The 25,425-nt window shown below is 43.6% G+C and carries 21 protein-coding genes; all 21 read right to left on the reverse strand.

The genetic code is table 11. The features are described 5' to 3' along the window. Window positions 1-772: 772 nt before the first annotated feature. A complete protein-coding gene (mutL, locus tag V756_RS0118575) occupies window positions 773-2,656 on the reverse strand; it encodes a DNA mismatch repair endonuclease MutL (protein ID WP_024715986.1) in 1,884 nt (627 codons plus the stop codon). Window positions 2,657-2,671: 15 nt separating this feature from the next. Further along, window positions 2,672-5,248, reverse strand: a complete 2,577-nt coding sequence (gene mutS, locus V756_RS0118580; protein WP_024715987.1) for a DNA mismatch repair protein MutS — start codon at window positions 5,246-5,248, stop codon at window positions 2,672-2,674. A gap of 133 nt (window positions 5,249-5,381) precedes the next feature. Further along, entirely contained in the window at window positions 5,382-5,927 is a 546-nt protein-coding gene (cotE, locus tag V756_RS0118585) for an outer spore coat protein CotE (RefSeq protein ID WP_003231833.1), read from the reverse strand. A gap of 252 nt (window positions 5,928-6,179) precedes the next feature. Beyond that, window positions 6,180-6,611, reverse strand: coding sequence for a regulatory iron-sulfur-containing complex subunit RicA (gene ricA, locus V756_RS0118590; RefSeq protein ID WP_024715988.1), 432 nt, complete (start codon window positions 6,609-6,611; stop codon window positions 6,180-6,182). Between the two features lies 1 nt (window position 6,612). Then, entirely contained in the window at window positions 6,613-8,142 is a 1,530-nt protein-coding gene (gene miaB, locus V756_RS0118595; RefSeq protein ID WP_024715989.1) for a tRNA (N6-isopentenyl adenosine(37)-C2)-methylthiotransferase MiaB, read from the reverse strand. 144 nt (window positions 8,143-8,286) lie between these two features. Next, window positions 8,287-9,465 carry a glycine C-acetyltransferase gene (locus V756_RS0118600; protein WP_024715990.1) on the reverse strand — a complete coding sequence of 393 codons (1,179 nt, stop codon included), beginning with the start codon at window positions 9,463-9,465 and terminating at the stop codon, window positions 8,287-8,289. Window positions 9,466-9,478: 13 nt separating this feature from the next. Next, a complete protein-coding gene (tdh, locus tag V756_RS0118605; protein WP_024715991.1) occupies window positions 9,479-10,522 on the reverse strand; it encodes an L-threonine 3-dehydrogenase in 1,044 nt (347 codons plus the stop codon). Window positions 10,523-10,787: 265 nt separating this feature from the next. Beyond that, on the reverse strand, window positions 10,788-11,048 hold the full coding sequence (spoVS, locus tag V756_RS0118615; RefSeq protein ID WP_003154135.1) for a stage V sporulation protein SpoVS: 261 nt from the start codon (window positions 11,046-11,048) through the stop codon (window positions 10,788-10,790). Window positions 11,049-11,247: 199 nt separating this feature from the next. Further along, window positions 11,248-12,042, reverse strand: a complete 795-nt coding sequence (ymdB, locus tag V756_RS0118620) for a 2',3'-cyclic-nucleotide 2'-phosphodiesterase (protein WP_024715992.1) — start codon at window positions 12,040-12,042, stop codon at window positions 11,248-11,250. Window positions 12,043-12,111: 69 nt separating this feature from the next. Continuing rightward, window positions 12,112-13,674 carry a ribonuclease Y gene (gene rny / locus V756_RS0118625; RefSeq protein WP_003221010.1) on the reverse strand — a complete coding sequence of 521 codons (1,563 nt, stop codon included), beginning with the start codon at window positions 13,672-13,674 and terminating at the stop codon, window positions 12,112-12,114. 274 nt (window positions 13,675-13,948) lie between these two features. After that, window positions 13,949-15,124: a serine hydrolase domain-containing protein gene (locus V756_RS0118630; RefSeq protein WP_024715993.1), complete on the reverse strand. Its 1,176-nt coding sequence runs from the start codon at window positions 15,122-15,124 to the stop codon at window positions 13,949-13,951. Between the two features lie 167 nt (window positions 15,125-15,291). Beyond that, window positions 15,292-16,338 (reverse strand): recombinase RecA, encoded by a 1,047-nt coding sequence (gene recA / locus V756_RS0118635; RefSeq protein WP_024715994.1) that lies wholly within the window; start codon window positions 16,336-16,338, stop codon window positions 15,292-15,294. A 171-nt stretch (window positions 16,339-16,509) separates the two neighbouring features. Then, window positions 16,510-17,760: a competence/damage-inducible protein A gene (locus V756_RS0118640; protein WP_024715995.1), complete on the reverse strand. Its 1,251-nt coding sequence runs from the start codon at window positions 17,758-17,760 to the stop codon at window positions 16,510-16,512. An 18-nt stretch (window positions 17,761-17,778) separates the two neighbouring features. Continuing rightward, window positions 17,779-18,360, reverse strand: a complete 582-nt coding sequence (gene pgsA / locus V756_RS0118645) for a CDP-diacylglycerol--glycerol-3-phosphate 3-phosphatidyltransferase (RefSeq protein WP_003238444.1) — start codon at window positions 18,358-18,360, stop codon at window positions 17,779-17,781. A 49-nt stretch (window positions 18,361-18,409) separates the two neighbouring features. Then, entirely contained in the window at window positions 18,410-19,318 is a 909-nt protein-coding gene (rodZ, locus tag V756_RS0118650; protein WP_024715996.1) for a cell shape determination protein RodZ, read from the reverse strand. Window positions 19,319-19,336: 18 nt separating this feature from the next. Next, on the reverse strand, window positions 19,337-20,128 hold the full coding sequence (locus V756_RS0118655) for a DUF3388 domain-containing protein (protein ID WP_003220998.1): 792 nt from the start codon (window positions 20,126-20,128) through the stop codon (window positions 19,337-19,339). Window positions 20,129-20,257: 129 nt separating this feature from the next. Then, complete coding sequence (locus V756_RS0118660; protein WP_024715997.1) at window positions 20,258-20,515, reverse strand: DUF3243 domain-containing protein; 258 nt, start codon at window positions 20,513-20,515, stop codon at window positions 20,258-20,260. 80 nt (window positions 20,516-20,595) lie between these two features. Then, the gene (gene ymfI / locus V756_RS0118665) at window positions 20,596-21,324 is read right to left on the reverse strand and encodes an elongation factor P 5-aminopentanone reductase (RefSeq protein WP_024715998.1); all 729 of its coding nucleotides are present in this window, start codon (window positions 21,322-21,324) and stop codon (window positions 20,596-20,598) included. Between the two features lie 53 nt (window positions 21,325-21,377). Beyond that, window positions 21,378-22,664 (reverse strand): EF-P 5-aminopentanol modification-associated protein YfmH, encoded by a 1,287-nt coding sequence (gene yfmH / locus V756_RS0118670; protein WP_024715999.1) that lies wholly within the window; start codon window positions 22,662-22,664, stop codon window positions 21,378-21,380. Continuing rightward, complete coding sequence (yfmF, locus tag V756_RS0118675; RefSeq protein WP_024716000.1) at window positions 22,661-23,941, reverse strand: EF-P 5-aminopentanol modification-associated protein YfmF; 1,281 nt, start codon at window positions 23,939-23,941, stop codon at window positions 22,661-22,663. Before yfmF ends, yfmH begins: the two co-directional genes overlap by 4 nt. Window positions 23,942-24,115: 174 nt before the next feature. Beyond that, window positions 24,116-25,327, reverse strand: coding sequence for a bacillibactin exporter BcbE (gene bcbE / locus V756_RS0118680; protein WP_032682208.1), 1,212 nt, complete (start codon window positions 25,325-25,327; stop codon window positions 24,116-24,118). Window positions 25,328-25,425 lie beyond the last annotated feature (98 nt).

The raw sequence follows: 25,425 nt of genomic DNA on the forward strand, positions 1-25,425 counted from the left end.
GATCTATTGTTTCCGCCAATCACAATGACGTAATTTTTGTCATTTTCAATTTGATTAAATACCTGTTTCAAATTTTCTATATGTTTTGGACAGTTCTCTGTAAACGCGCACGTATGGTATATATAAATGTTTAGTTTCAATTTTCGGATGACGTCAACATCGGAGAAACCTGTAGCTTTGTTTGTGGATTTTTCAGTTGGAATGATTGGAGGTTTTTTAAATACTCCAAATGCTTTTCTTCCGTCATGACCTGTAATGGCTTCTCCATTCTGACGCGAGTTTTATATTCCGTCATGTCATCGTCTTCTTACCCTTCGTTTAATTGTTTGATGCGGCAGACTAAAGCGTCTTAATTTTATCGTCTGACTGGCATTTCAAAATGTTTTCCGTACCCGCACAAGATAGTGCATTATCAATCAAGTGCTGACGTTCTGTTCATTTCAACAGTTCCCGGACCCTCCTAACTTTATCCCAACTCCAAAGGGGAAGATTATGGACCTTAGCAATTAGTAAAATGATAGACGCGGTTGCAGAAAAAAAATGATTTACATCATATTACTCCGCATGGTCTAAGTACTCATGCAATCATTCTGTTAGAAAGTGATACAGATCTTTAATATGTAAGCCTTGTCCATACTACAGTTAATATGGCTGCAGTGTTTATATTCAATTCACCGAAAAACACAATAAAAAAAGCATTGATCCATTCAAAGAATGTCTCAATGCTAAAAAATACATGGGCAAAGGGTATACTCCCCATCGCCAAATCCCGCTACATCACGCGTTTGAACATCTTTTCCATCTCATAAGTGGAATGGTGAATGATGATCGGGCGGCCGTGCGGGCATGTAAATGGGTCTGATGTGCTTCGGAGGTCGTCCAGAAGCGCTTTGATTTCGTCATTTCTGAGGTGGCGGTTTGCTTTGATGGAGCCCTTGCAGCTCATCATGATTGCCGCTTCCTCACGCAGTTTTTTGATATCAATATGTTTGGAATCAAGGACCTGCTGAATGATTTCTTCGATCAGCTCAGCTTCTTCTCCCTTTGGAAACCAGGCCGGATGGCAGCGGACGATGTAGCTGTTTGAGCCGAATGACTCTAAAAAGACACCGACGCTTTCAAGCTCTTGTTTGTGCTGTTCGATAATGAGCGCCTCGTTCATGGAATAGTGGAACGTCAGCGGTACAATCATATCCTGCACCTCAGGCTCAACCTCTCCCACCTTTTCCCTGAAGTATTCGTATTTAATACGCTCTTGGGCGGCGTGCTGATCGATAATATACAGGCCGTTTTCGTTTTGTGCCAATATATAAGTCCCGTGCATTTGGCCGATCGGGTACATAATCGGAACCCGCTCAGACGTTGGCTGTGGCTGTTCCTCATGGTATTCTTGCTCAAATGCTTCTGGCTGTTCCTCTGAAACATCAGGCACTTCAATGCTTTGTTCCTGATCAGCGATAGGAGGCGCAGCAAATGGGAGAGGCGGCAATTCTTCCTCCGCATCAACCGGCTCTTTCACGACTGAGCTGAGCTTCATTGGTGAATAAGATGGCGCAGACGCTTTTTCCGGAGCTTTTCTTTCCGCAGGCTTTTCATCAAAAGTGATGAACTGCTGCTCATTTTTGATAACAGGTGCCGATTTTTTCGGAAGCTGGGCACTCGGAATCAGCTGCTGCTGTTTAAATACATCTTTAATTCCGTCACGAATTAAGTCATGAAGCTCTGTTTCCTTGCTGAGACGGACCTCAAGCTTCGATGGGTGCACATTGACATCGACTAAAATCGGGTCCATCGTAATTTCTATAAAGGTAATCGGATGACGTCCAATAGGCAGAAGCGTATGGTATCCTTCATGGACCGCTTTAACGAGCGGGAAATTTTTAATGTAACGGCCATTAACCACAGACGACATATAGTTTCTCGACGCCCGTGTAATTTCTGGGAGGGCGATATACCCCTTCACTTCAAAATCCAATGAGCTCACATGCAGCGGAAGCATTTTTTTGGCGACAGCCGTGCCGTAAATTGCTGCCAGGACGTGGCGTACATCTCCGTTTCCATTCGTTTGAAGCAGGTTTTTCCCATGATGGCGCAGGCGGATCGATACCTCCGGGTGAGCCAGCGCAATTCGGTTGACCACATCCGTGATGTTCCCAAGCTCTGTATGAACGGTTTTCATATATTTCAAGCGGGCCGGTGTGTTAAAAAACAGGTTGGAAACGACAATTTCAGTTCCTTTTCTGCTTGAGGAGCGTGATTCGGAGATGATGTTTCCTCCTTGTAGCACAAGCTTCGTCCCTGCTCCTTCGCCGGTGCTTGTTGTAATTTCAAGATGAGAGACTGACGCGATACTCGGCAGTGCTTCTCCCCTAAAGCCAAGCGTTCTTACCCTGAATAAATCATTTTCATCTTTTATTTTACTTGTTGCGTGGCGGCGGAAAGCACGCTTGCAATCTTCCGTTTCCATTCCTTCGCCGTTATCCAGCACTCGAATGGATGCAAGGCCTGCTTCCTCAATGTCGATTTCAATGACTGTGCTGTCAGCGTCGATCGCATTTTCCACCAATTCCTTGACGACTGAGGCGGGCCGCTCCACAACCTCGCCCGCCGCTATTTTATTTGAAAGCTCATCTGACAGCTGGATGATTTTTGCCACATTCATCACCCCGTTTTAATGTAATTTCTTTTGCAGCTTGTACATTTCATTCATCGCTTCAAGCGGTGTCATATCCAATATATTAAGTGATTTAAAGACATCGAGCACTTGCTTTTCTTTTTTTGAAAGCTTCGGCGCTTCAGCCGGCTTTTCCGCTGCCTCAAAAAAGGACAGCTGTGCCGGCTCTTCTTTCACCTGAGGTTTCTGCATCGGCACTTCAGGTTTGTTTCCGGAATGCTCAAGCTCTTTTAAAATATCTTGAGCGCGCGCTATAAGATCTTCCGGCAGCTCGGCAAGCTGGGCTACATGGATACCGTAGCTTTTGTCAGCTGCCCCTTCTTTAATTTGATGAAGAAAGACAACCGTTCCGTTATATTCTTCAGCGCGAACATGAACGTTTTTCAGCTGAGGCAGCTTCTCCTCAAGAACGGTCAGCTCGTGATAGTGTGTGCTGAACAGCGTTTTGGCGCCGATATGATCGTGAACATATTCGATAATCGCCTGTGCCAGTGCCATGCCGTCATAAGTGGACGTTCCCCGCCCGATTTCGTCAAACAAAATGAGGCTGTTTTCCGTGGCATTGACAATTGCATTTTTGGCTTCAAGCATTTCCACCATAAATGTACTTTGCCCGGAAATCAAATCATCTGCTGCGCCGATTCGCGTGAAGATTTGATCAAAAATCGGAAGCACCGCTTTCTTCGCCGGTACAAAGCAACCGATTTGCGCCATGATGGAAATGAGCGCGATTTGTCTCATATACGTGCTTTTCCCAGACATGTTTGGACCTGTAATAAGAAGCATTTGTCTGTTATCGCCCATCATACAATCGTTCGGGACATATTCCTGGCTGTCCATCACTTTTTCTACAACCGGGTGTCTGCCTTCAATCACTTCAACTTCGTCTTTAGAAAACGCCGGTTTCGTATAGCGACGATTTTCACTGATTGTCGCAAAGCACTGCAATGCGTCAAGCTCGCTCATCTGTTTGGCAAGCTGCTGCAGCCGCGGAATATATCGCTTCACTTTCTCACGAAGCTCGGTGAAAAGCTCATACTCCAGCTCGCAGATGTTATTTTCCGCTTCCAAAATGAGCGCTTCTTTTTCTTTTAATTCAGGCGTGATGTAGCGTTCCGCATTTGTTAACGTCTGTTTCCGCTCATAGCGCCCTTCCTCAAGCAGATGCAAATTCGCTTTTGTCACTTCAATATAATAGCCGAAAACTTTGTTGAAGCCGACCTTTAAAGAGCGAATGCCCGTGTATTCCCGCTCCTGCTGCTCCAAGCGGGCAATCCAGTCTTTTCCGTTTCTGCTTGCGTCACGATATTCATCAAGCTTTTGATTGTACCCATCTTTAATCAGGTTCCCTTCTTTCAACGATAAAGGAGGGTTTGCGTACAAAGCTTCTTCCAGCAATTCAAGCACATCCCCGCAAGGGTCAATCCGCTCCGCACGTTCCTTGGCCTTGTCATGAGCCAGTGAAGCAACCAGCTGTTTGATGCCAGGCACCTGCTTTAACGATTCCTTCAGCTGAATTAAATCCCGTGCATTGACATTTCCGAACGCGACGCGGCCTGCAAGGCGTTCTAGGTCATATACTTCTTTCAGCCGTTCACGCAGATCTTCCCGTTCAAAGAAATGGGACATCAAGGTTTCCACCATTTCTTGGCGCTCTTCGATTTGATTGACTCTGATAAGCGGCCGGTCAATCCACTGTTTAAGCAGCCTGCCTCCCATTGCCGTTTTTGTTTCATCCAGCAGCCACAAAAGGGAGCCTTTTTTATTTTTCGAACGGATCGTTTCAGTCAGTTCCAAATTTCTTTTTGAGTACAAATCAATTTTCATCGCTTCCTCAAGCTCATACACCTGTACGGGCTGAAGATGATCAAGACTTCGCTTTTGGGTTCTTTTCAGATACGTATATAAACGCAAAAATGTTTTTCTTACTTCTTCATGATTTAAGTGTTCAATTATCGTGACGTGTTCGTCTGTTTCACCATCTTCAATGGAGATTGTTGCACCGCACCGCTCTTTCAGCTGTGCGACCGTATCGGCATCCATGCTTCCTGAAACCACGATTTCCCGTGCGCCGACTGAATAAATTTCTGATATGACATCTTCCAGCCGTTCAATCAAAACGGCCAAATTTTCTCCCGTTGTTAAATCAGACAGCGCCAGCCCGTATCCATTCGAGCAAACGGAAACAGAAGCGATAAAGTTGTTTTCGGATTCGTGGATGCCTTTGCCGTCCATTACCGTTCCGGGCGTAATCAGTTGAACTACTTCCCGTTTCACAACGCCCTTTGCGGCTTTCGGATCTTCTGTCTGTTCACAGATAGCCACTTTGTATCCTTTTTTTATCAGCTGCTCGATATACGCGGAAGCAGAATGATACGGCACACCGCACATCGGTATTTTTTCAGCCGAACCGCCGTCTCTGCTCGTTAGTGTAATTTCCAGCTCTTGTGAAGCTTTTTTGGCGTCTTCAAAAAACATTTCGTAAAAATCTCCCAGGCGAAAAAATAAAAAGGCATCCTGGTGCTCTGCCTTAATTTTTAAATATTGCTGTATCATAGGCGTATAACCGGCCATTGTTTGATCCCTCACTATGTATCAACGATTCTTATTTTCCATCCTTCATTATAACATAAACAAAAAGTGATAAAAGAATGATATATCAATATTAAAAAAGAGACTTGGGGTACTGACTCCCCTAGTCCCTTTTTTATTCTTCAGGATCTCCCACTAAAAACTCCGGGTTGATGTCTTCCAGTTCTTCATCAAGCTCATCTTCCCAATCCTCTTCGTCATCCTCTTCCCAGTCAGGATTGACCTCAACAACTACCTTTGTTTCTCCCACCACTTCCGCCAAAAACTCCCTTTCCGCCTGCACAACAATTTTATTTCCATTCGGTGAAATGGTCACTTCAAGACAGTTTGGCTGCTGAAGGACTTTGGCAATCACTTCATGCTCATCATCTAAGTAATTATTGTCTCTGTATCTGAGTTTAATGACATCTACGTATTTTACCCGTTCAGTGACAACCTCTGTTTTTGTGTTGTCCGCGTAAGAGTACCATACGTTTATATCATAATACCCTTCAATTTCTACTGTTTTCCCGATTTTTTCAGCGTCATACTTGTGGTTGATAATCCAACCTCCCAAAATGCTGCTCGGTTTTTTCTCAGGGGAGATGGTGTTGGTGCATTGGGTGAATTTTCTCCCTTTCGCTACTACCGCCTTCGTAATAATTTCTCTGTATTCAGACATTCCGGCATGCCTCCTTGTTCTTCTTCGTGTTATCTTATGCTGGGCATTTGTCTAGTGTGCATTTTTATAAATAAAATATAAAAATACAAAGTTTCTGTTTCATTGTATGCAGGCGCGCCTAGAAACTTTACTTATAAGTGCATAAAGTTTATTCGCGGCTGAGCACCGTAAAACGAATTGAATATTTAGTACATAGATTATTTAGTTCATTTGATGGATATAAAAAAACACGGGCCTGTAAAGGCACCGTGTTTAGAAAGAACAGCTGTTATTTGAATGTTTCACCTTCGAACCGGTTTCTCCTTTCAAAAGGTCGCCTCCGGTTGACGTGATGATTTCATTTGTGACTTGGTTGGAAATGGTGTGTGCAACGAGCTGCAGAAGGTCATTAACTTCCATCTGCGAGTCTCTGAATTCCTGGATGACAGGAATCTCTTCAAGCTCTTCCTGCAGCGCGTCAATTTTTGCTTCTACTTGTTTGAGCGCTTCATGCTTTTCATAATGCTTCAGGTTGACAGCCTGCTTTTGCAGGGCTTTGATCTGATTAACGATTGCAGACACTTTGTCATTCTCATTGATTTGGGCTTCAGCCCGTTTGAAAAAATCAACCTCTTCTGTTTCAGAGATCATTTTTGCAAGGTTTCGTGCCTGCTGCACAATGTCTTTTTTTGAGTAGAGCGTCATCTTATTTCACCTCGATTGCTTCTCCTACCATTTCTCCGTCAAGCGACCATGTTTTCGCTTGCTGGATTTTCACGCGGACGATTTTGCCGATGGCTTCCTTCGGCCCTTTGAAATTAACAAGCTTGCTTTTTTCAGTATAGCCTGCAAGAATATCAGGGTTATTTTTGCTTTCACCTTCAACTAATACTTCGACAACCTTGCCTTCGTATTCCTTCATTTTTTTAGCGGAAATTTCATTCACAAGTGCGTTCAGACGCTGCAGGCGCTCTTTTTTCACACGCATCGGCACATTATCTTTCATTTTGGCAGCCGGAGTGCCCTCACGCGGAGAGTAAATGAACGTATAGGCGCTGTCAAACTCCACTTCACGGTATAAAGAAAGCGTTTCTTCAAACTGTTCGTCCGTTTCGTTCGGGAATCCGACGATAATATCCGTTGTCAAAGATGCGTTCGGCATTGCTTCCTTAATTTTTCGAACGAGCTCCATGTAACGCTCTCTGTCATATTTACGTGCCATCAGCTTCAGAACCTCTGAGCTTCCTGATTGTACAGGAAGATGAATGTGATCAAGCAGGTTGCCGCCTTTTGCCAGCACTTCAATGAGATGGTCGTCAAAGTCACGCGGATGACTTGTTGTAAAACGGATTCTCGGGATATCGATTTTTCTCAGTTCATCCATCAAATCACCGAGACCGTACGTCATATCTTCAAAGTCTTTGCCGTACGCGTTTACGTTTTGGCCTAATAGTGTAATTTCTTTATAGCCTTCGCTTGCGAGCCTTCTTACTTCCTGAATGATTTCTTCAGGGCGGCGGCTTCTTTCTTTTCCGCGTGTGTAAGGCACGATGCAATACGTACAGAATTTGTCACAGCCGTACATAATATTGACCCAGCCCTTAATTTTTCCGTTCCGGACTTTCGGAAGGTTTTCAATAACGTCACCTTCCTTGGACCAAACTTCTATGACCATTTCTTTTGAAAGGTATGCTTCTGACAAAAGCTCAGGCAAGCGATGAATATTATGTGTTCCGAAAATCATATCGACAAACGGATGTTTTTTCAAAATCCGGTTCACGACTGATTCCTCTTGGGACATACAGCCGCACACGCCTAAAATCAGATCGGGATTGTTTTTTTTCAGTGCTTTTAAGTGCCCCAGCTCACCAAACACCTTATTTTCGGCATTTTCACGGATCGCGCATGTGTTTAGCAAAATGACATTGGCGTCGTCAACAGAGTTTGTCGCTTCATAGCCGAGCGCCATAAAGATCCCTGCCATAACCTCCGTATCGTGTTCATTCATTTGGCAGCCGTACGTACGGATATAGAATTTTCTTCCGTCTCCCAATCCTTTAAATTGTTCAGAAATTTTAAAGTCATTATGATAAGTAACGGCTTCCTTGCCTCGTTTTTTCGCATCTTTTAAGGAAGGCGGAATGTAAACAGCTTCAAAGTACTTGCTGTAATCCTTCTCGGATTTTTTGTCCGATGGATGAACTTGTCCGCTCTCTGCTTTTTGTTTTTCATTCATGTTATGATTTCTCCTTTCAAACCAAACTTCCACCCTTCAGTATAAAGGTTATTGACGCTCTGCACAACTGGCAACCTATTATTGTACACTCACTGAGAATAATAATCAATAAGGAATCCAAAGAGGAAGAGTATTCTCTTCCTCTTACAATAGCTGGAGCTCCTTAGCCGTCTTTTCGATGACGTCAAGCGCCTGATCCAGTTCTTCTTTGCTGTGCTCAGCGGTAATAATTGTGCGAATTCTCGCTTTCCCCTTTGCAACAGTCGGGAATACGATGCTTTGCGCAAATACGCCTCGCGAAAGGAGCTGATCAGAAAATGCATTTGCCGCCCCTTCATCACCTATTAAAATAGGAAGAATCGGCGTTTCGCTCTGCGTGAGAGTCAGACCAATTTTCACAAGCATTGATTTAAAATAAGCCGTATTCTTCCACAAGCGCTCCATATGCTCCGGCTCTTCCAGCAAGACATCAATCGCTTCCATACAAGCTGCGGTCACAGCTGGCGGATGGGACGTGCTGAATAAAAACGGACGGCCCTTATGGCGCAAGTAATCGATCAGCACCCTTGAACCGGCAGCATAGCCGCCGAGCACTCCGATTGCCTTGCTCAGCGTTCCGACCTGAATATGGACTCTGCCATCCAGACCGAAGTGATTCACCGTTCCCCGGCCGTTTTCACCAAGCACTCCCGATGCATGAGCGTCATCCACCATCACAAATGCATCATATGTCTCAGCGAGCTCTACAATATCAGGCAAAGGAGCTATATTGCCGTCCATGGAAAATACGCCGTCTGTCACAATCAGACGCATCCGGTAATTCATTGACTTTCTCAGCACCCTCTCTAAATCACTCATATCGACGTGCTGATACACCTTTTTATCTGCCTTTGTCAGTCTGATTCCGTCAATAATAGAGGCATGATTTAATTCATCTGAGATGACAATATCTTCTTTTGTCAGGATGCTTGAGAGTACGCCTTGGTTTGTTGTGAACCCTGATTGAAATACAAGTGCCGCCTCCGTTTTTTTAAAGGCCGCCAGCTTTTTCTCGAGCTCTTGATGCATTGTAAATGTACCGGCAATCGTTCTCACTGATCCGGTGCCTGCACCAAATTGCTGTACGGCCTCCTCTGCGGCTTTGATGAGTCTTGGATGTGAAGTAAAACCGAGGTAATTATTCGAAGAAAGCTGAATGACGTTTTTGTGATTCACTGTGACAGAAGGGCCCTGCATTGATTCAAGCTGTTTGATCTCTTGCCATGTATGATTTTCTTTCATCCTATCAAGCTCTGCTTTTAAAAACTCAAATTCTTTCATCATGGTTATCCCCCTTTTATGGAATGAAAATCACTTTTCCGCACTGGCCGCTTCTCATCAGCTCGAATCCTTTCTCAAATTCCTCTAACGGAAACTGATGAGTAATAACAGGTGAAAGATCGAGCACGTTTGAACTGAGCAATTGAGACACCTGCCGCCAGGTTGAAAACATTTTTCTTCCTGTGATTCCTTGGATCGTAAGTCCTTTAAATACCACTTTATTCGTTAAGTCAATTGTCACCGGGTGTTCCGGCAAGCTGAGAATATGAAATCTTCCGCCATTCGCAGCCATCGCAAGGCCTTGGGCAATCGCTGAGGGATGGCCAGACATCTCACAAACAAGATCGGCGCCTTCTCCACCCGTTAAAGCGCTTACAATTTGGAGCGAATCTTCTTTTTCAACAGAAACAGTACATGAAGCTCCCATTTGTTTGGCTAGCGCCAACCTGTATTCGTTTTTATCAATCGCTATCACCTGAGAAGCACCTGCTGCTTTTGCAACCGCAACAGCCATAAGACCAATCGGCCCGCATCCGATGATAGCAGTCGTTCCTCCTGCTGGCTGACTCTCGAGCACTGTGTGAACCGCATTTCCTAAAGGCTCTTGAATGGAAGCAATTGACGGGTCCATATCGGCGGGATTCTTCCACACGTTTTCAGCTGGAACTTTTACATACTCCGCAAAACAGCCTGCCGTGTCCACCCCGATAATAGCTGTATTGGTACAAACATGAGATTTTCCGGATAGGCAAGGGGCACATTCGCCGCAGACAATATGGGTTTCAGCCGAAACATACTCCCCCACTTTTACACTGCCGGCATTCTCTCCCACAGCTTCAACAATGCCGCTGAACTCATGGCCGAAAACATAGGGTGTTGTGATTCTCTGGCGTGCCCATTGATCCCAATTATATATGTGCACATCCGTACCGCATATGGAAGCGGCTTTCACTCTTATGAGGACTTCATGTTTATCGATCTCAGGAATGGGAACTTCAGTCAGCACAGCACCGAACGTCCCGTCCTTTTTCAGTAGAGCTTTCATCTTTCCACTCTGCATGTACAATCCTCCTTGAAAGATTCTTGTTATATTCGGATTGTACCATGATATGGAATAAGCGTAAACATCAGTGTCTTTATCAGGAAGACATTAGTATCCGTCTTAAAAAATGGGCGGAATTTTTTTCTCAAACATTCAGCCCATGTCTGATATTGTATATTCGCCCATTTATGCATCAAAAATATTATCGGAAGAAAATATCACAACAAATGAAAAACAACCTGTTTGCATCATGCAAACAGGTTGAGAATGCTTTATTTGTTTTTTAGCGAGGCTCCACGATTAATTTAATCGCGGTTCTTTCTTCCCCATCGATTTGAATATCAGTAAAAGCCGGAATACAAATCAAATCAACGCCGCTTGGCGCCACAAATCCTCTGGCAATCGCCACTGCTTTTACAGCCTGGTTTAATGCACCCGCCCCAATTGCTTGAATCTCGGCGGCCCCTCGCTCTCTTAACACGCCTGCAAGCGCACCTGCCACTGAATTTGGACTCGATTTTGCTGAAACTTTTAAGATTTCCATTTCTGCTCCCCCCTAGTTTTACAATGGATAAGTGAGTGTTCATTAGAACAATCATTATTAGATGTTGCTATCCAAAAAGCCATCCCCACAATGCTTTTCAAAAATAGCGGGCTACCTTCCATTTTTACTATATTCACTAAGAAGTTGCTATATTCCTGCTTTTCTTTTTAATATTTTTATAAAATAACCATCTGTTCAATTATTCAAAGAACATGTGGTCATCATTGATTAAAATACGTTCGATTTTAACGGCTTTTTTCGTTTGATCGTCAATGTCAATGACAACTCCGCTCAGTGTTGTTTTTCCTTCAGCGACAGTAAAACGAACTGGAAGGTTCGTTTTGAAGCGCCTAATAATCGTCTCTCTGTCCATTCCCAGTATACCGTCATATGGGCCAGTCATTCCTACATCGGTAATATATGCTGTACCCTTCGGTAAAATGCGGTTATCCGCTGTTTGCACGTGTGTATGAGTACCGACTACAGCCGATGCCCGTCCATCCGTGTACCAGCCGAGTGCAAGCTTTTCACTTGTCGCTTCTGCATGGAAGTCGATAAAAATGTACGGTGTTCTTTTCGCAGCTTCGGCAATCAATTCATCCGCTTTTAAAAACGGATCATCAAGCGGCGGTAAAAACGTACGGCCCTGTAAGTTCATAACGGCAAGTTCTTTTCCGTTTGCTTTCACATAAGTCATCCCTTTACCCGGTGTACCCTCAGGAAAGTTTGCGGGACGAACCAAGCTCGGAACGTCATCTATAAAATCGAAAATTTCTTTTTTGTCCCATGTATGGTTCCCCATCGTGATTGCATCTGCGCCAGCTTGGATAAAACCGTGATAAATTTTTTCTGTCAGGCCTTTTCCATGTGCAGCATTTTCACCATTAATAATGGTAAAGTGAGGTTTATATTTTGTTTTTAGCTTTGGTACATATTCTTTTACCATGTCACGTCCCGGTGAACCGACAACATCTCCGATAAATAAAATTCTCATTTAGTAAATCCTTTCTTCTTGAAAATTCCTTAGCCGTCAAAAAAATAAAGTGATGCTTAGCGCATCACTTTATTTTGCATACTCTACGGCTCGAGTTTCTCTGATTACTGTCACTTTAATATGACCTGGATAATCGAGCTCGTCCTCAATTCGCTTACGGATATCTCGCGCCAGTCGATGAGCCTCAAGATCATTAATTGAATCCGGCTTCACCATAATACGCACTTCGCGTCCAGCCTGGATGGCAAATGATTTTTCCACACCTTCGTAGGACTCAGAAATTTCTTCGAGCTTTTCGAGTCTTCGAATATAATTCTCGAGCGTCTCACTTCTTGCGCCAGGTCTTGCAGCGGAAAGCGCATCTGCTGCCGCTACCAGCACAGCAATGATAGAAGTCGGCTCCTCATCTCCGTGGTGTGATGCAATACTGTTAATCACGACTGGGTGCTCTTTATATTTGGTTGCAAGCTCTACCCCGATTTCAACGTGGCTTCCTTCTACTTCATGGTCAATTGCTTTCCCAATGTCGTGAAGAAGGCCCGCACGTTTAGCAAGCTTTGCGTCTTCTCCAAGTTCCGATGCCATTAGACCGGCCAAGAATGCGACTTCCATGGAATGCTTAAGCACATTTTGACCGTAGCTTGTACGGAACTTTAAGCGGCCGAGGATCTTGATGAGATCTGGGTGGAGGCCGTGAACGCCAACCTCAAATGTCGTTTGCTCACCCATCTCACGAATATAGTCATCGACCTCGCGGCGAGATTTTTCTACCATTTCTTCAATCCGTGCCGGATGAATACGGCCATCCTGAACGAGTTTATCAAGAGCAATCCTTGCTGTCTCACGTCTGATCGGATCAAATCCGGAAAGAATGACAGCTTCAGGTGTATCATCAATAATCAGGTCAATTCCTGTCAGCGTTTCAAGCGTACGAATATTACGCCCTTCACGTCCAATGATACGCCCTTTCATCTCATCATTTGGAAGATTGACAACTGATACCGTTGTTTCGGCAACGTGGTCGGCTGCGCAGCGCTGTAAGGCGAGTGAAAGAATGTTTTTCGCTTTTTTATCCGCCTCTTCTTTCGCACGGTTTTCAGTTTCTTTTGTCATGATGGCGATGTCATGTGAAAGCTCGTTTTCAACCCGCTCAAGAATGATTTGTTTTGCTTCATCACGAGTCAGACTCGAAATTCGTTCCAACTCTGACTGCTGCATACGAATCATCTCATCCACTTTGCTTTCCATCTCTTCAATATGTTGTTGTCGTTCATTCAGAGAATGATCTTTCTTCTCCAACATCGCTTCCCGTTTATCGATCCCCTCATGTTTACGATCAAGGTTTTCCTCCTTCTGGAGTAAACGGTTTTCTTGTTTTTGAAGCTCATTTCGTCTTTCACGAACTTCCTGTTCAGCATCTATTCGAAGTTTGTGGATTTCATCCTTTGCTTCAAGCAGAGCTTCTTTTTTCAGTGCTTCAGCATCACGCTTTGCATCTTCAAGAATTTGCTCGGCTGCACCGCGTGCGCCCGCAATTTTCGCTTCGGCAATGGTTTTACGAACAAAGTAGCCAACAACTAAACCGAGTAGAATCAGCAAAATGGAGATGAGAACCATCATAATTGGGGTCATACTTTCACCTCCTCTTGCTATGAACTTGGTTGTTGCTTAAATAAGTGTCGGCATGTACATTGTCTAGTTTTCTCAACATACAGAACCTTCACAGGGAATGAGTTTTTTCATCGCCCTTGTCAAGTTTAAATGGTTTAACAATCATGTTAAAAAAACAAATGTTACAACTTCATTGTAAATGTGTCGGAAATACTTGTCAAGCTTGCCATCTTAACGTTTACAGACCGGCTATCTTTTAACGTGCCGAATGAATCCTTCAAAAGAAGATCACCGATCATTCTTGATTCAGAAGCTGGTATATTTTATTGTTCACTTGGCCCAATTTAGCATTATTTTGAATGTTTGAGAACAAAATAACAACGGTTTGTCCAGATTTGCTAAAGCTGTTCAAGATATTAAAGCCCGGCATGACGCCATGGTTTGAATAGCTTCCGGGAGCAACATAAAATCCCATGCCGTATGTGGAGCTACTCCCCGGCGTAAACATCTTTTCGTAGCTTTTTTGCGAATAGAGTTTGCCGTCTATCAGCGCTCGGTCGAACTTATACATATCTATAGCGCTCATATAAATATCACCGGCTCCATACAGCTGAGATAGATCGGGTATATACGGTGTAACCGTTTTGCCGCTATTCAGCTTATAACCGACAGCAGAATAGGGTTCTTTATCATACGTTTTGTAAAAGCCTGCATGCGTCATTCCGGCCGGTTTAAAAATATGATTCGTTATGTATTGTTCATAGGACTCGCCGCTTACTTCAGCAACGATATAAGCGAGAACAGAATAGTTGGAGTCTTTATAGTCCCACACGCCTGGCTGACGTTTGATTCCCTGTCGTTCTATGTCTTTTATTAAATCGTCCGGTGTAATTGCGCCGTTTCCTTCAATATGTCCGTTTATTCCCGATGTATGTGTAAGCAGATTTTTCAAAGTAATCGTTTGTCCGTTAGGAAAATTAGGTAAATACGTACTTACCGGATCACTTGTCTGCAGTTTCCCTTTTTCCTCAAGCTGTAAAATAGCGGTTGCGATCAGCGCTTTTTGTGATGAACCGACATAGTAAGATGTCAACGGATTATTTTGAATGTGCTGTTTACGATCTGCATACCCAAACCCTTTATTTGTTATGACTTCTCCATTTCTGACAATCACGGCTGTTCCGCTGAATCCGATCTCTTTTAAATAATTGCTTATTTTTTGATTACGGTCCACTGTTTTGATTTGTTTATCTGTTTTTTCAGCTTTTTTCTTTTTGACCGCTTTTTTCTGATCGGTACCTGTGGCTGCTGCAGTTGCTTGAGACGGCTTGTTCTCTTCACTATCTCGCTGAAGCGCATTCCAAATCATAAAGCAAATCATTACTGCGATAAGACCAAGCAAAAGTTTGGCTCTATTATTTAGTTTTTTCCGTCTGCGTTTCGCAGTTCTTCTGCGGGTTGGGCTTGTCATTCATTTTTTCCTCCCGAAATAAATTCCATTTTGCACACGTTTTGTTAGACGAATAAAACACTGAAAAAGTTGTTAATCAAAGCAATATTTTTATCGTTTTTTTTTAAAATACAAAAAGGCTGAGTTTTACACTCAGCCTTTTGTATCATTTCAAACTTATTTTATTTTTATTCTTCAAATTCGAGTTCTTCTTGTGCATCTTCAGCTTGCTTCTGCACTGCTCCATGATTGTCCAAACCGTAATGTTCGCGAATTTGCTCCTGGATCATCAGCATGATATCTTTATTTTCTTTCAAGAATTGCTTTGCATTTTCACGGCCTTGGCCAAGACGCTCTTCTTCATAAGAGTACCATGAACCGCTTTTTTGCACGATATCAAGTTCAGTTCCAAGATCAATGATTTCGCCTTCTTTTGAAATTCCTTCTCCATACATAATGTCAACCTCGGCTGTACGGAACGGCGGAGCCACCTTGTTTTTCACGACTTTGATTTTCGTTTTGTTCCCCATTACGTCGTTGCCTTGTTTCAGCTGTTCAGCACGGCGCACTTCAAGACGTACGGAAGAGTAGAATTTCAGCGCACGGCCGCCAGGAGTTGTTTCCGGGTTCCCGAACATAACGCCTACTTTTTCACGAATTTGGTTGATGAAAATCGCGATTGTCTTCGATTTGTTAATGGCCCCTGAAAGCTTTCGGAGCGCTTGAGACATTAAGCGCGCTTGTAAACCGACATGTGAATCTCCCATGTCGCCTTCAATTTCCGCTTTCGGAACGAGAGCCGCCACAGAGTCGATAACAACAATGTCAACTGCACCGCTTCGAACCAACGCTTCCGCGATTTCAAGCGCCTGCTCGCCTGTGTCAGGCTGAGACAGTAAAAGCTCTTCGATGTTGACACCGAGCTTTTGCGCGTATACCGGATCTAACGCATGTTCCGCATCGATAAACGCAGCTTGTCCGCCCTGCTGCTGAACCTCAGCAATCGCATGAAGCGCCACAGTTGTTTTACCTGAACTTTCAGGACCGTATACTTCAATAATCCGCCCGCGCGGATATCCGCCAATTCCCAGTGCCGTATCAAGAGCGAGGGAGCCGCTTGGGACAGTAGAAATTCTTGTATCTGTCTTTTCTCCCAGTTTCATAATGGAACCTTTGCCGAACTGTTTTTCTATTTGTTTAAGAGCCATATCTAAGGCTGCCTGACGATCACTCATTCTATTTTTTCCTCCTTTATGTTACCACTACATATACTATACCCTGTTTGAAGGGATTTGCCAAGAAAAAAGCGAACGCATATTCGGATTTTTCTTGGCGTGATTTCTATCAAAATATCATAATGCATCAGAGAAATCACGTTTTTTTAGGAGGATCCTGTGCTGAAAATATTATTTTTGCTCTAAAAGCTTCAAGATTAAATGACAGCCGTATTTAGCGCCGCGTTTTCTGATTCCCGTTCTGGAACCCGCAAAGTGAAACTCGTGAACCTCTTCTTTTCCATTTGCTGCAATGCCGATAAACACATGCCCAGGTTCATGCCCTTCTTGAGTATCAGGTCCTGCTACACCGGTAAAGCTGATGCCGATATCGCTGCCCGTGAGCTTTTGAACGCCCTTTGCCAGCTCTGATGCGCACTCCTTGCTGACCGCGCCAAATCGATCTAATGTTTCCTTCTTGACACCCAGCACGTTCTGCTTTACGTCGTTTGTATAGCAAACCACACCGCCGGCAAATAATGTTGAAGCACCGCTAAGATCTGTCAGCCATTCAGAAAACAGCCCGCCGGTAAAGCTTTCCGCCGCGGAAATCGTAATGCCTTTTTCCTTACATGCTTTAGAGAGCTCTTTTACAAGAGAAGTATCGTCGTATCCATAGAAAAATTCACCGACACGTTCTAAGATAACGGCCTCTGTTTCTTTCAACAGGCGCTCTGTTTCCTTTTCGTCAGCATGCTTGGCTGTCAGACGCAGCGTCACCTCTCCATCGGCCGCCAAAGGAGCGATTGTCGGGTTGGTTTGCGCATCAATAATATCTTCCAAATCAGCTTCAAGCTGAGATTCACCGATACCGAAAAAGCGAAGAACGGTTGATACAATTTTTTCATTTGAGCCCATCTTTTTCAGTAGAAGAGGCTTTGCCTCGTTTTCAAACATTGGACGCAATTCGCTTGGCGGTCCAGGGAGAAGCATATAAAAACGGGATTCATGCTCGATGAGCATTCCCGGTGCCATTCCAAAGTGATTCGCCAATACATCAGATCCTTCGATCACAAGCGCCTGTTTTCGGTTATTAGGCGACATCGTGCGTTTTGTTCGTTTGAAATAATCTTCTATGGATTGGAATGCCTCATCATTTAACGCAAGCGGACGTCCGAGCGCATTTGCAATCGTTTCTTTCGTCAGATCATCTTTTGTCGGCCCGAGACCTCCTGAAAAAATAATGAAGTCAGAGCGTTCTTCAGCGATGCGGATAACCTGCTTCAACCGCTCCGGGTTATCTCCGACTGCTGTATGATAAAATACGTTCACGCCGATTTCAGCCAGCTCTTTACTAATAAATTGAGCATTTGTATTGGCGATCTGGCCGAGTAACAGCTCTGAACCGACTGCAATAATTTCAGCTTTCTTTGGAAATTCCATGACGTTAGTCCTTCTTTCTTAGTTAGATGTTTTTAGCGCTTCCCAGTTTTTAGAGAAATATTCCCACCCTGAGACAACAGTGAAAAATACAGCTACCCACAGCGCTAAGTCAGCGAACGGGAATGACACGAGCTCAAACGGAAGGTTATGAAGAAGCAATGCTGAAACCGCAATAATTTGCGCCCAGGTTTTAATTTTACCAAGCATATTAGCAGCCACGACTTCTCCTGTTCCGGCTAAGACAAGCCTTAAACCTGTCACGGCAAACTCCCGGCTGATAATCACAATGACCATCCAGGCTGGAGCAAGATCAAATTGAACAAGAATAATTAGCGCTGCGGATACAAGCAGTTTGTCCGCAAGCGGATCAAGAAATTTCCCGAAGTTTGTCACGAGATTCAGTTTTCGGGCATAATACCCGTCCACCCAGTCTGTTGTGGATGCAATAATAAAAAGAATGGCTCCAGCCAGGTGCGCGACTGGAATCGATTCGTCTCCAAATTCGAGTCTGCCCCAGTCAAACGGCGCCAGCATGATGATCATGAAGATTGGGATTAATGCGATTCTTGCTAGTGTGATTTTATTTGGTAAGTTAAACATAAAACCCCTCCAATTTTATACTCGGACGTGAAGAAAAGTCATCTGGTAATCAAGATGACTTTTCTTCCTTTTTATTTACAATCTTTATCGTTTGTGCCATCACTTTTTTCGGATCAAGTTCATATGATAGAACTTTACCGTTGATTTTTATTTTCAGATTAGGTGCATATCCAGTGCGGATGTCAACTTGTTTCTGATCAGTTATGTCTTTTTTGTAGGTTTCGTCTTTTTTCAGAGTTCCCTCTTTTAACGAGCTGCTGTTTTCATCACGCACTCGAATCCAAGAGCTGTCTAGAGCCTTCAGTTCAAGCTCGATTTTATCAGTGCCGGACACTTCATAAGTCGTTAGCGATCCTTCAGTGCCAGCCGCTTTAATTTCCAGCTTATCACTGTCGTTTTCTTCTTTTTTATCTTTTTTTGTTTCTTTTTTAGTGTCCGTCTCTTTTTCAGAGCTGTTATTCTGATTCTCTTTTAGCGTTGAATCTTTAGGGATTTCGTACTTGCTTTCACTTTGCGTAATTGATTTTTGAGATGCCGCATTGTGATCATCGCTGTTTTTATGATTCGCAAACTGAATGATTGCGTACACAATCGCAATGACGACAATCACGCCAAGAATTACAAGTATGGTTGGCAGCAGTTCCAGCGCCTTAGATGCTGGCTTTGGCATTTCTTTTTGAAGATTCATGCCGGAGATCTTTTCAGACACATCGTCATGATACGTATTCGGGATATCTTTTTTATGCTCCTCAAACAGCTGATCCGCATCAAGCCCGACGGCTTCTGCATATTGCTTGATGAATGCCCGAACATAAAACTTCCCCGGAATAATGTCATAGTTTCCTTCCTCCAAGGCGGTTAAATACCTTTTTTGAATCTTTGTTGCCGCTTGGAGATCATCCAATGACATTGCTTTTTCCTCTCTGGCTTCTTTGAGCCGGATTCCTAGTTCAGTCACAACAAACACCTTCCAATTTTAAAAATCAAAGCTTGAAAACCCGGATTGATCAAACATTTGGGGTTCCTCGGCATGTTCATATGTAATAACCTCATCTGGGTCATTTCTCAGTTCAATAATATAATCAAAGTCATCTAGTGTATACTCTGTATTTTGAACGAATATGTCCGGATGCTCCACCACTTTTGTCGCAGGCAGCCTCATAATTTCTCTGACAAGCTGAAGATGGCGTTCTGACCCTCTTCGTGTTGACACAATTCCGTCAACGATAAAGACATTTTCAGTGCTGTATTCATCGGCAATCAGCTGGCTTCTTATCGTCTGCTTCAGCAAGGTCGATGACACAAACAGCCACCTTTTGCTTGCACACACGCTGGAGGCCACAATCGATTCCGTTTTTCCGACACGCGGCATTCCACGGATTCCGATTAATTTATGACCTTCTTTTTTGAACAGTTCGGCCATAAAATCGACTAATAATCCAAGCTCGTCCCGTTCAAAGCGAAACGTTTTCTTGTCATCGGCGTCACGTTGAATATAACGGCCGTGGCGTACGGCAAGACGGTCGCGAAGCCTCGGTTCTCTCAGCTTCGTTACTTTAATTGTTTCCATCGTTTTTAAGATTGATTCTAATCGTTTAATTTGATCTATATGGCGGCACCTGAGAAGCATTCCTCTTCTGGAAAGATCGACGCCGTTTATCGTTACGATATTAATTGAAAGCATCCCAAGAAGAGATGAAATATCCCCGAGCAGTCCGGGGCGGTTCACTTGAATTTCATATTCAAAATACCATTCGAGCTTTGCCAAATGATATACCCCCTTCATTGTGGCAAAATTTTACCTTCCTTTATCATAAAGCATTTTTCTCTAATTAGAAAGAAGAATGTTGCTGTGATGTGGAAAACATAAAAAAGAGAGGAAAAATCCCCTCTCTTCCTAGTGAGTGCTGTTATTTTCAACAAGCTTAACCATCATATTGGCAATAGCTTGCTGTTCATCTTTTGATGCTACGCTCCAAAGATCTGCCAGCACTTTTTCCTGCTCGTTCTTAGATTCCACTTCACTAGCTAAGTAGCTGCCGATTTCTGTCGCAAGATCTGTAATCGTATCCTGGCTCATCCCTTTATCTTGTGCATAGTTCAGACGATCGCCAAGGAAGTTTTTCCAGCTATCCCAGTTTTCTAATACTGACATGCTTGTTTCCTCCATTTCATGTGAAGTTACAAGATTATTGTGTCCTTCACAAAAGAAACTATACACTGATTATTTTCGGATCAGCAGTGCCAGCCGCCATTGACCGACAAAATTTGACCAGTGATATATGACGCTTTTTCAGATAGGAGAAACGCAGCTGCATCGGCAATTTCTTGCGGCCGGGCCAGCCGGCCGATCGGAATATCATCAGCGATCTCTTCTTTTTCAGACAAGGAAAATTGATTCATCATATTCGTATCAACCGCGCCCGGCGCTACGGCGTTTACTCTGATTCCGCTTGGCGCAAGCTCTTTAGCCAGCCCTTTTACAAACGAGTGCTGCGCTCCCTTTGCCATGCTGTATAACACTTCACAAGATGCTCCAGTCTCTCCCCAAATCGAGCTGACAGCCACAATTGCTCCTGATTTATTCCGAATCATGCTTGGTAGAAGGTTTCTCGTCAGCATATACGGGCTCGCCACATGAAGCTGGACCATTTCCTGAACCGTTGCATTATCCACATCCGTAATCAGCCCAAAATGGCTTCTGCCGCTATTTAAAACAATCGCATCTAACGGCTGACTAATTGAACTTGTCAGCTGATCTGCTCCTTCTGGCGCGGACAGATCGGCTTGCAATATCTCAGCATGCACGCTAAACATCTCTCTCAGTTTTTCAGCAAGCTCTGCTGCCGCGTTTTGATTTGTATTGTAATGCAGCAGCAGATTGTATCCCTCTGCCGCAAGGGTTTTGCTTATGCTTTGGCCGATGCCGCCGCTCGCTCCGGTGATTAGTGCCGTTTTGTTCATCCTCTTTCCTTCTTTCCGCAAAAAACACCCCTCACACTGGAGGGATGTTTTGTTTATGATTTAGGAACAACCTTGCAGACAGTCAGTCTGTCAGCAGCAATTTCCTCTTTTATGACTTTCTGGACATCCTCGAGCGTAATTTGCTCAAGAACCGTTACGACTTCAAACAGGCTCATATCCAAGAAAGCATAGCGGGTAAATTGATTGGCAATGTATTCGGGTGAATTCAGCGCTTTTAAGAATGCACCAATTTTTTTCTTTCTGGCAAGTTCAATCTTTTCGGCAGTAATCAGTTCACCGGCGCGCAAAAGCATGCTTGAAATGTTTTCAGCCAATTGATCAGGCTCCGGCGTATCACCGCCGATCGCCGCAAAACCGAAGCCGTATTCAGCAGTAAAATCAAAGCTGAACGTTTCGTCAATATACCCTTTTTCATAAAGTGATTCGTACTGGGCTGAGCTTTTGCCGAATAAAGACTCAAGCAATAAATTCATTGAAAGTTCATGTTTTAACAGCTCTTTGCCTAATCTAAACGGGTTCTTTGATTTCAGCCCGACAAGGCATTTCGGTCCCTGCACGTTCATTTTAATCTCTTTTTCTTTTCTGAAAACCGCTTCTTGCTCTTTCACTTCTTCACGTTTAATCTCCGGCTGATCAGTATACGGCTTTTTCTCCTGATTTTCTCTTACCTGAGAAATGATCGCTTCAGGATCTACAGGGCCGACAATGAAGAGGAGCATGTTGCTCGGGTGATAAAACGTTTCATAGCACTCATAAAGAAGGTCTTTTGTAATATGTGAAATGCTTTCCACTGTGCCCGCTATGTCAATTCTGACAGGATGTTCCTTGTACATGTTTTCAATGACCCCGAAATAAAGCCTCCAATCGGGATTGTCGTCATACATGTTAATCTCCTGTCCGATAATCCCCTTTTCTTTTTCAACCGTTTTTTCGGTAAAATACGGATCCTGTACAAAATCGATGAGCGTCTCTAAATTCCGTTCAACATTTGATGTGCTTGAAAAAAGATAAGCGGTTCTTGTAAATGACGTAAAGGCATTGGCAGAAGCGCCTTGTTTGCTGAAATCTTGAAAAACGTCTCCGTCCGCTTTTTCAAACAGCTTATGCTCAAGAAAATGAGCGATCCCATCAGGCACGTGTACCATCTCATTTTTTTCTAAAGGGACAAACCGGTTGTCTATAGAGCCGTACTTTGTTGTAAAGACCGCATATGTCTTGTTGAAGCCTTTTTTCGGCAAAACGTAAACGTCAAGCCCATTTGGCATTTTTTCATGGTACAGCGTCTCCTGAAGCTGTTCATATTTGATTGGTTTGATCAAGATGCACCCTCCGTCCCTTTTAAGAAATAAGTCGTATCAAGCTGGATTTTTTCGCCTGCTTTCACGATATCCTCTTTTGTGACCTGCTCAATATTGGCAAGAAAGTCTTCAATAGAAATATCGACTTGGGCAGCGGCCTGCTGATATAAAAATTCAGATAAACCGTATGCAGTATCAATGGTTTCCAGCACTTGATTGCGAATGACGGCCTTTGTCTGAGCGATGTCCTGCTCACTGAAGTCACCGTTTTTCATTGCCTGAAATTGCTCAGCTATGATAGAAACGGCCTGTTCGTAATTTTTCACTTCAATTCCTGACATCACCATTAACAAGCCTTTAAAACTTTCTATACGCGAAGCGGCGTAGTAAGCAAGACTGGCTTTTTCCCGAACATTGATGAAAAGCTTGGAATGAGAGAACCCGCCAAACAGTCCGTTAAACACCTGCAGAGCAGGATAATCGTGATCCGTGTAAGTGATGCTGGTGCGGTAGCCGATATTCAGCTTTCCTTGTTTGACATCTTCTTCATCAACCACTTCTTTAGGCTGGGCATTTCGTTCAGCATGATTGGATTCAATCGTACCCACGGTGCGCTCTTCTGTTTGGAAATACTTGCCGATTGCCCTTTGCACTTGATTGCTGTCTACATCGCCAACGACATAAAGGTCAAGCTGATCTTTTTGGATCGCCCTTTGGTATGTTTCATATAATTGATCGGCGGTAATGGCGTCGACATCGTCAATTTGACCGTTGACATGGAGCGCGTAAGGCTCATTTTTGCACATTTCCTGTATCAGCCTTAAATTCGAGTAGCGCATTTTGTCATCATAGACCGCTTGAATTCTTTGCTTAAGCGTCCGTTTTTCCTGTGCCACATATTGTGATTGAAAAGCGCCTCCCTCCAGAGCAGGTGAAAAGATGATTTCTGCGAGAAGCTGCAGCCCTTTTTCAAGTAGCGGCGTTTGATCTTTTAAATATTTTTCATTCGGGATTTCCAGCCTGAACGTAATGACGTGCCGCTCTCCTTTTTTCGAAAGATCCGCAGAAACGGACGTGCCGTACAGTTCATCTAAATAAGAACGCAACTCTGCAGTTTTCGGATGGCTTTTTGTTCCGCGAAGAAGCACATGCGGAAGCAGCGCTCTTTTGGTGACTTGGTCCTTTGTCAACGGCGCAAGCATTTTAAAAATAAGCGAGACGGTTTTGAATTTTTCTGTTTTGACAATGTGTGCGGTTAAACCGCCGTGCTTTGTTTTGATTTCATTTACATATGACATATGGAACCTCCTTCGTTCATTTCTTATTAGTATGTATTATGACCAATTTTCAGCATCCGCAGAAACACTCTTTCATGTAATTATAGCAACTGTAGGATTTATAAGGAAACAATAACCTTCGTCTGACAGGTTGGACGCGGCTGTTCGCTAAATCACAGCAAAAAAGACGGTTGGCTAGACCGTCTCTACATTTTTTTCTTCCTCTTCACTTTTTTTAGCATCCACAGTAAAAAGCACTAAAAATAAAGCGATAATGCTGCAAAACGACGATAGTATGAAAATCAGCCAGTTTGCATGAGACATTAATGCCGCAAACACAGGAGGACCGAGAGCCACCCCTATAAAGCGCATGCTATTGTAAAAGGAGGAAATGGTCCCGCACTGCTCACTTTCAATCCCCTCGGTTATCAGTGCATCTAAAGCAGGAAGAGCCATCCCAATCCCGATCCCGCCAAAGCTTAAAAAGATAAATAAAAAATAAAAACTGTGGTTCCACCACAAGGCAATAAATGATAGGGTTAACAGAATCATTCCTGTAACAACGCAAAATTTCATTCGAATTTTATCTTTACCGATTTTTTTGCCGGCTATAAATGAACTGGTTGACAAAAACAACAGTGGAATTGCCAGTAATCCGCCTTTAGCCACTCCGTCAATGGCATACTTGTTCTCCAGCGTATCTGACAAATAAAATAATACGCCAAATAACAAAAACATAATCACACACCCGATAATAAAAACCGTGTAAAGCCAGCGCCCATCCTGTTTAAAGATTTTCCGCACACTTTTGATAAATTCAGAAACCGCTGGCGCATCCTCATCTTCTTCAGGCTTGGCCACCAGAAACAGCACGAGGAAAAAGCTGATCAAACAGAAAAACGGAATAAACCAAAACGGAACAAACCAGTACCAGGTAGCAAGCAAGGCGCCAAGTATGGGACTCAGAACCTTTCCTGACGTGTTAGCTGTTTCAATATCCCCAAGACCGGCGCTAACCTTTTCATCGTCTCCTTGAAACAAATCGCCGATAAACGGCATGACGATAGGAGCCGCCCCCGCAGAGCCGATGCCTTGAAGAACCCGTCCCGCCAAAATCATAGCGTAGGGATTTTTCATATAGGTTGAGGCAAAAGCGGCCACCAACCCACCTAATCCTGCAATGAGTAGGCATGGAAGCAATATTTTTTTTCTCCCGAATCGATCCGACAAATATCCGGCAATCGGAATGCAAATAATCGCTACTACTGAATATACAGTAATGATTAAAGACACCTGAAATGAAGTCACTGACAGCTTTTTCTCCATCATCGGAAGAACAGGTATCAGCATGGAGTTCCCCAGTGTCATCACAAGCGGTACGGAAGACAATGCAATAATATTTTTCATTCCATTTTTCTCTCTCAACTTTTTCACCCATTCACTTTCTTGTCATCGCTTATATGTTGCCTCAACCGGAGTAAAAGTATGTACAAAGAAACATGAAT

This window comes from Bacillus tequilensis KCTC 13622, assembly GCF_000507145.1.
Taxonomy (GTDB): domain Bacteria; phylum Bacillota; class Bacilli; order Bacillales; family Bacillaceae; genus Bacillus; species Bacillus tequilensis.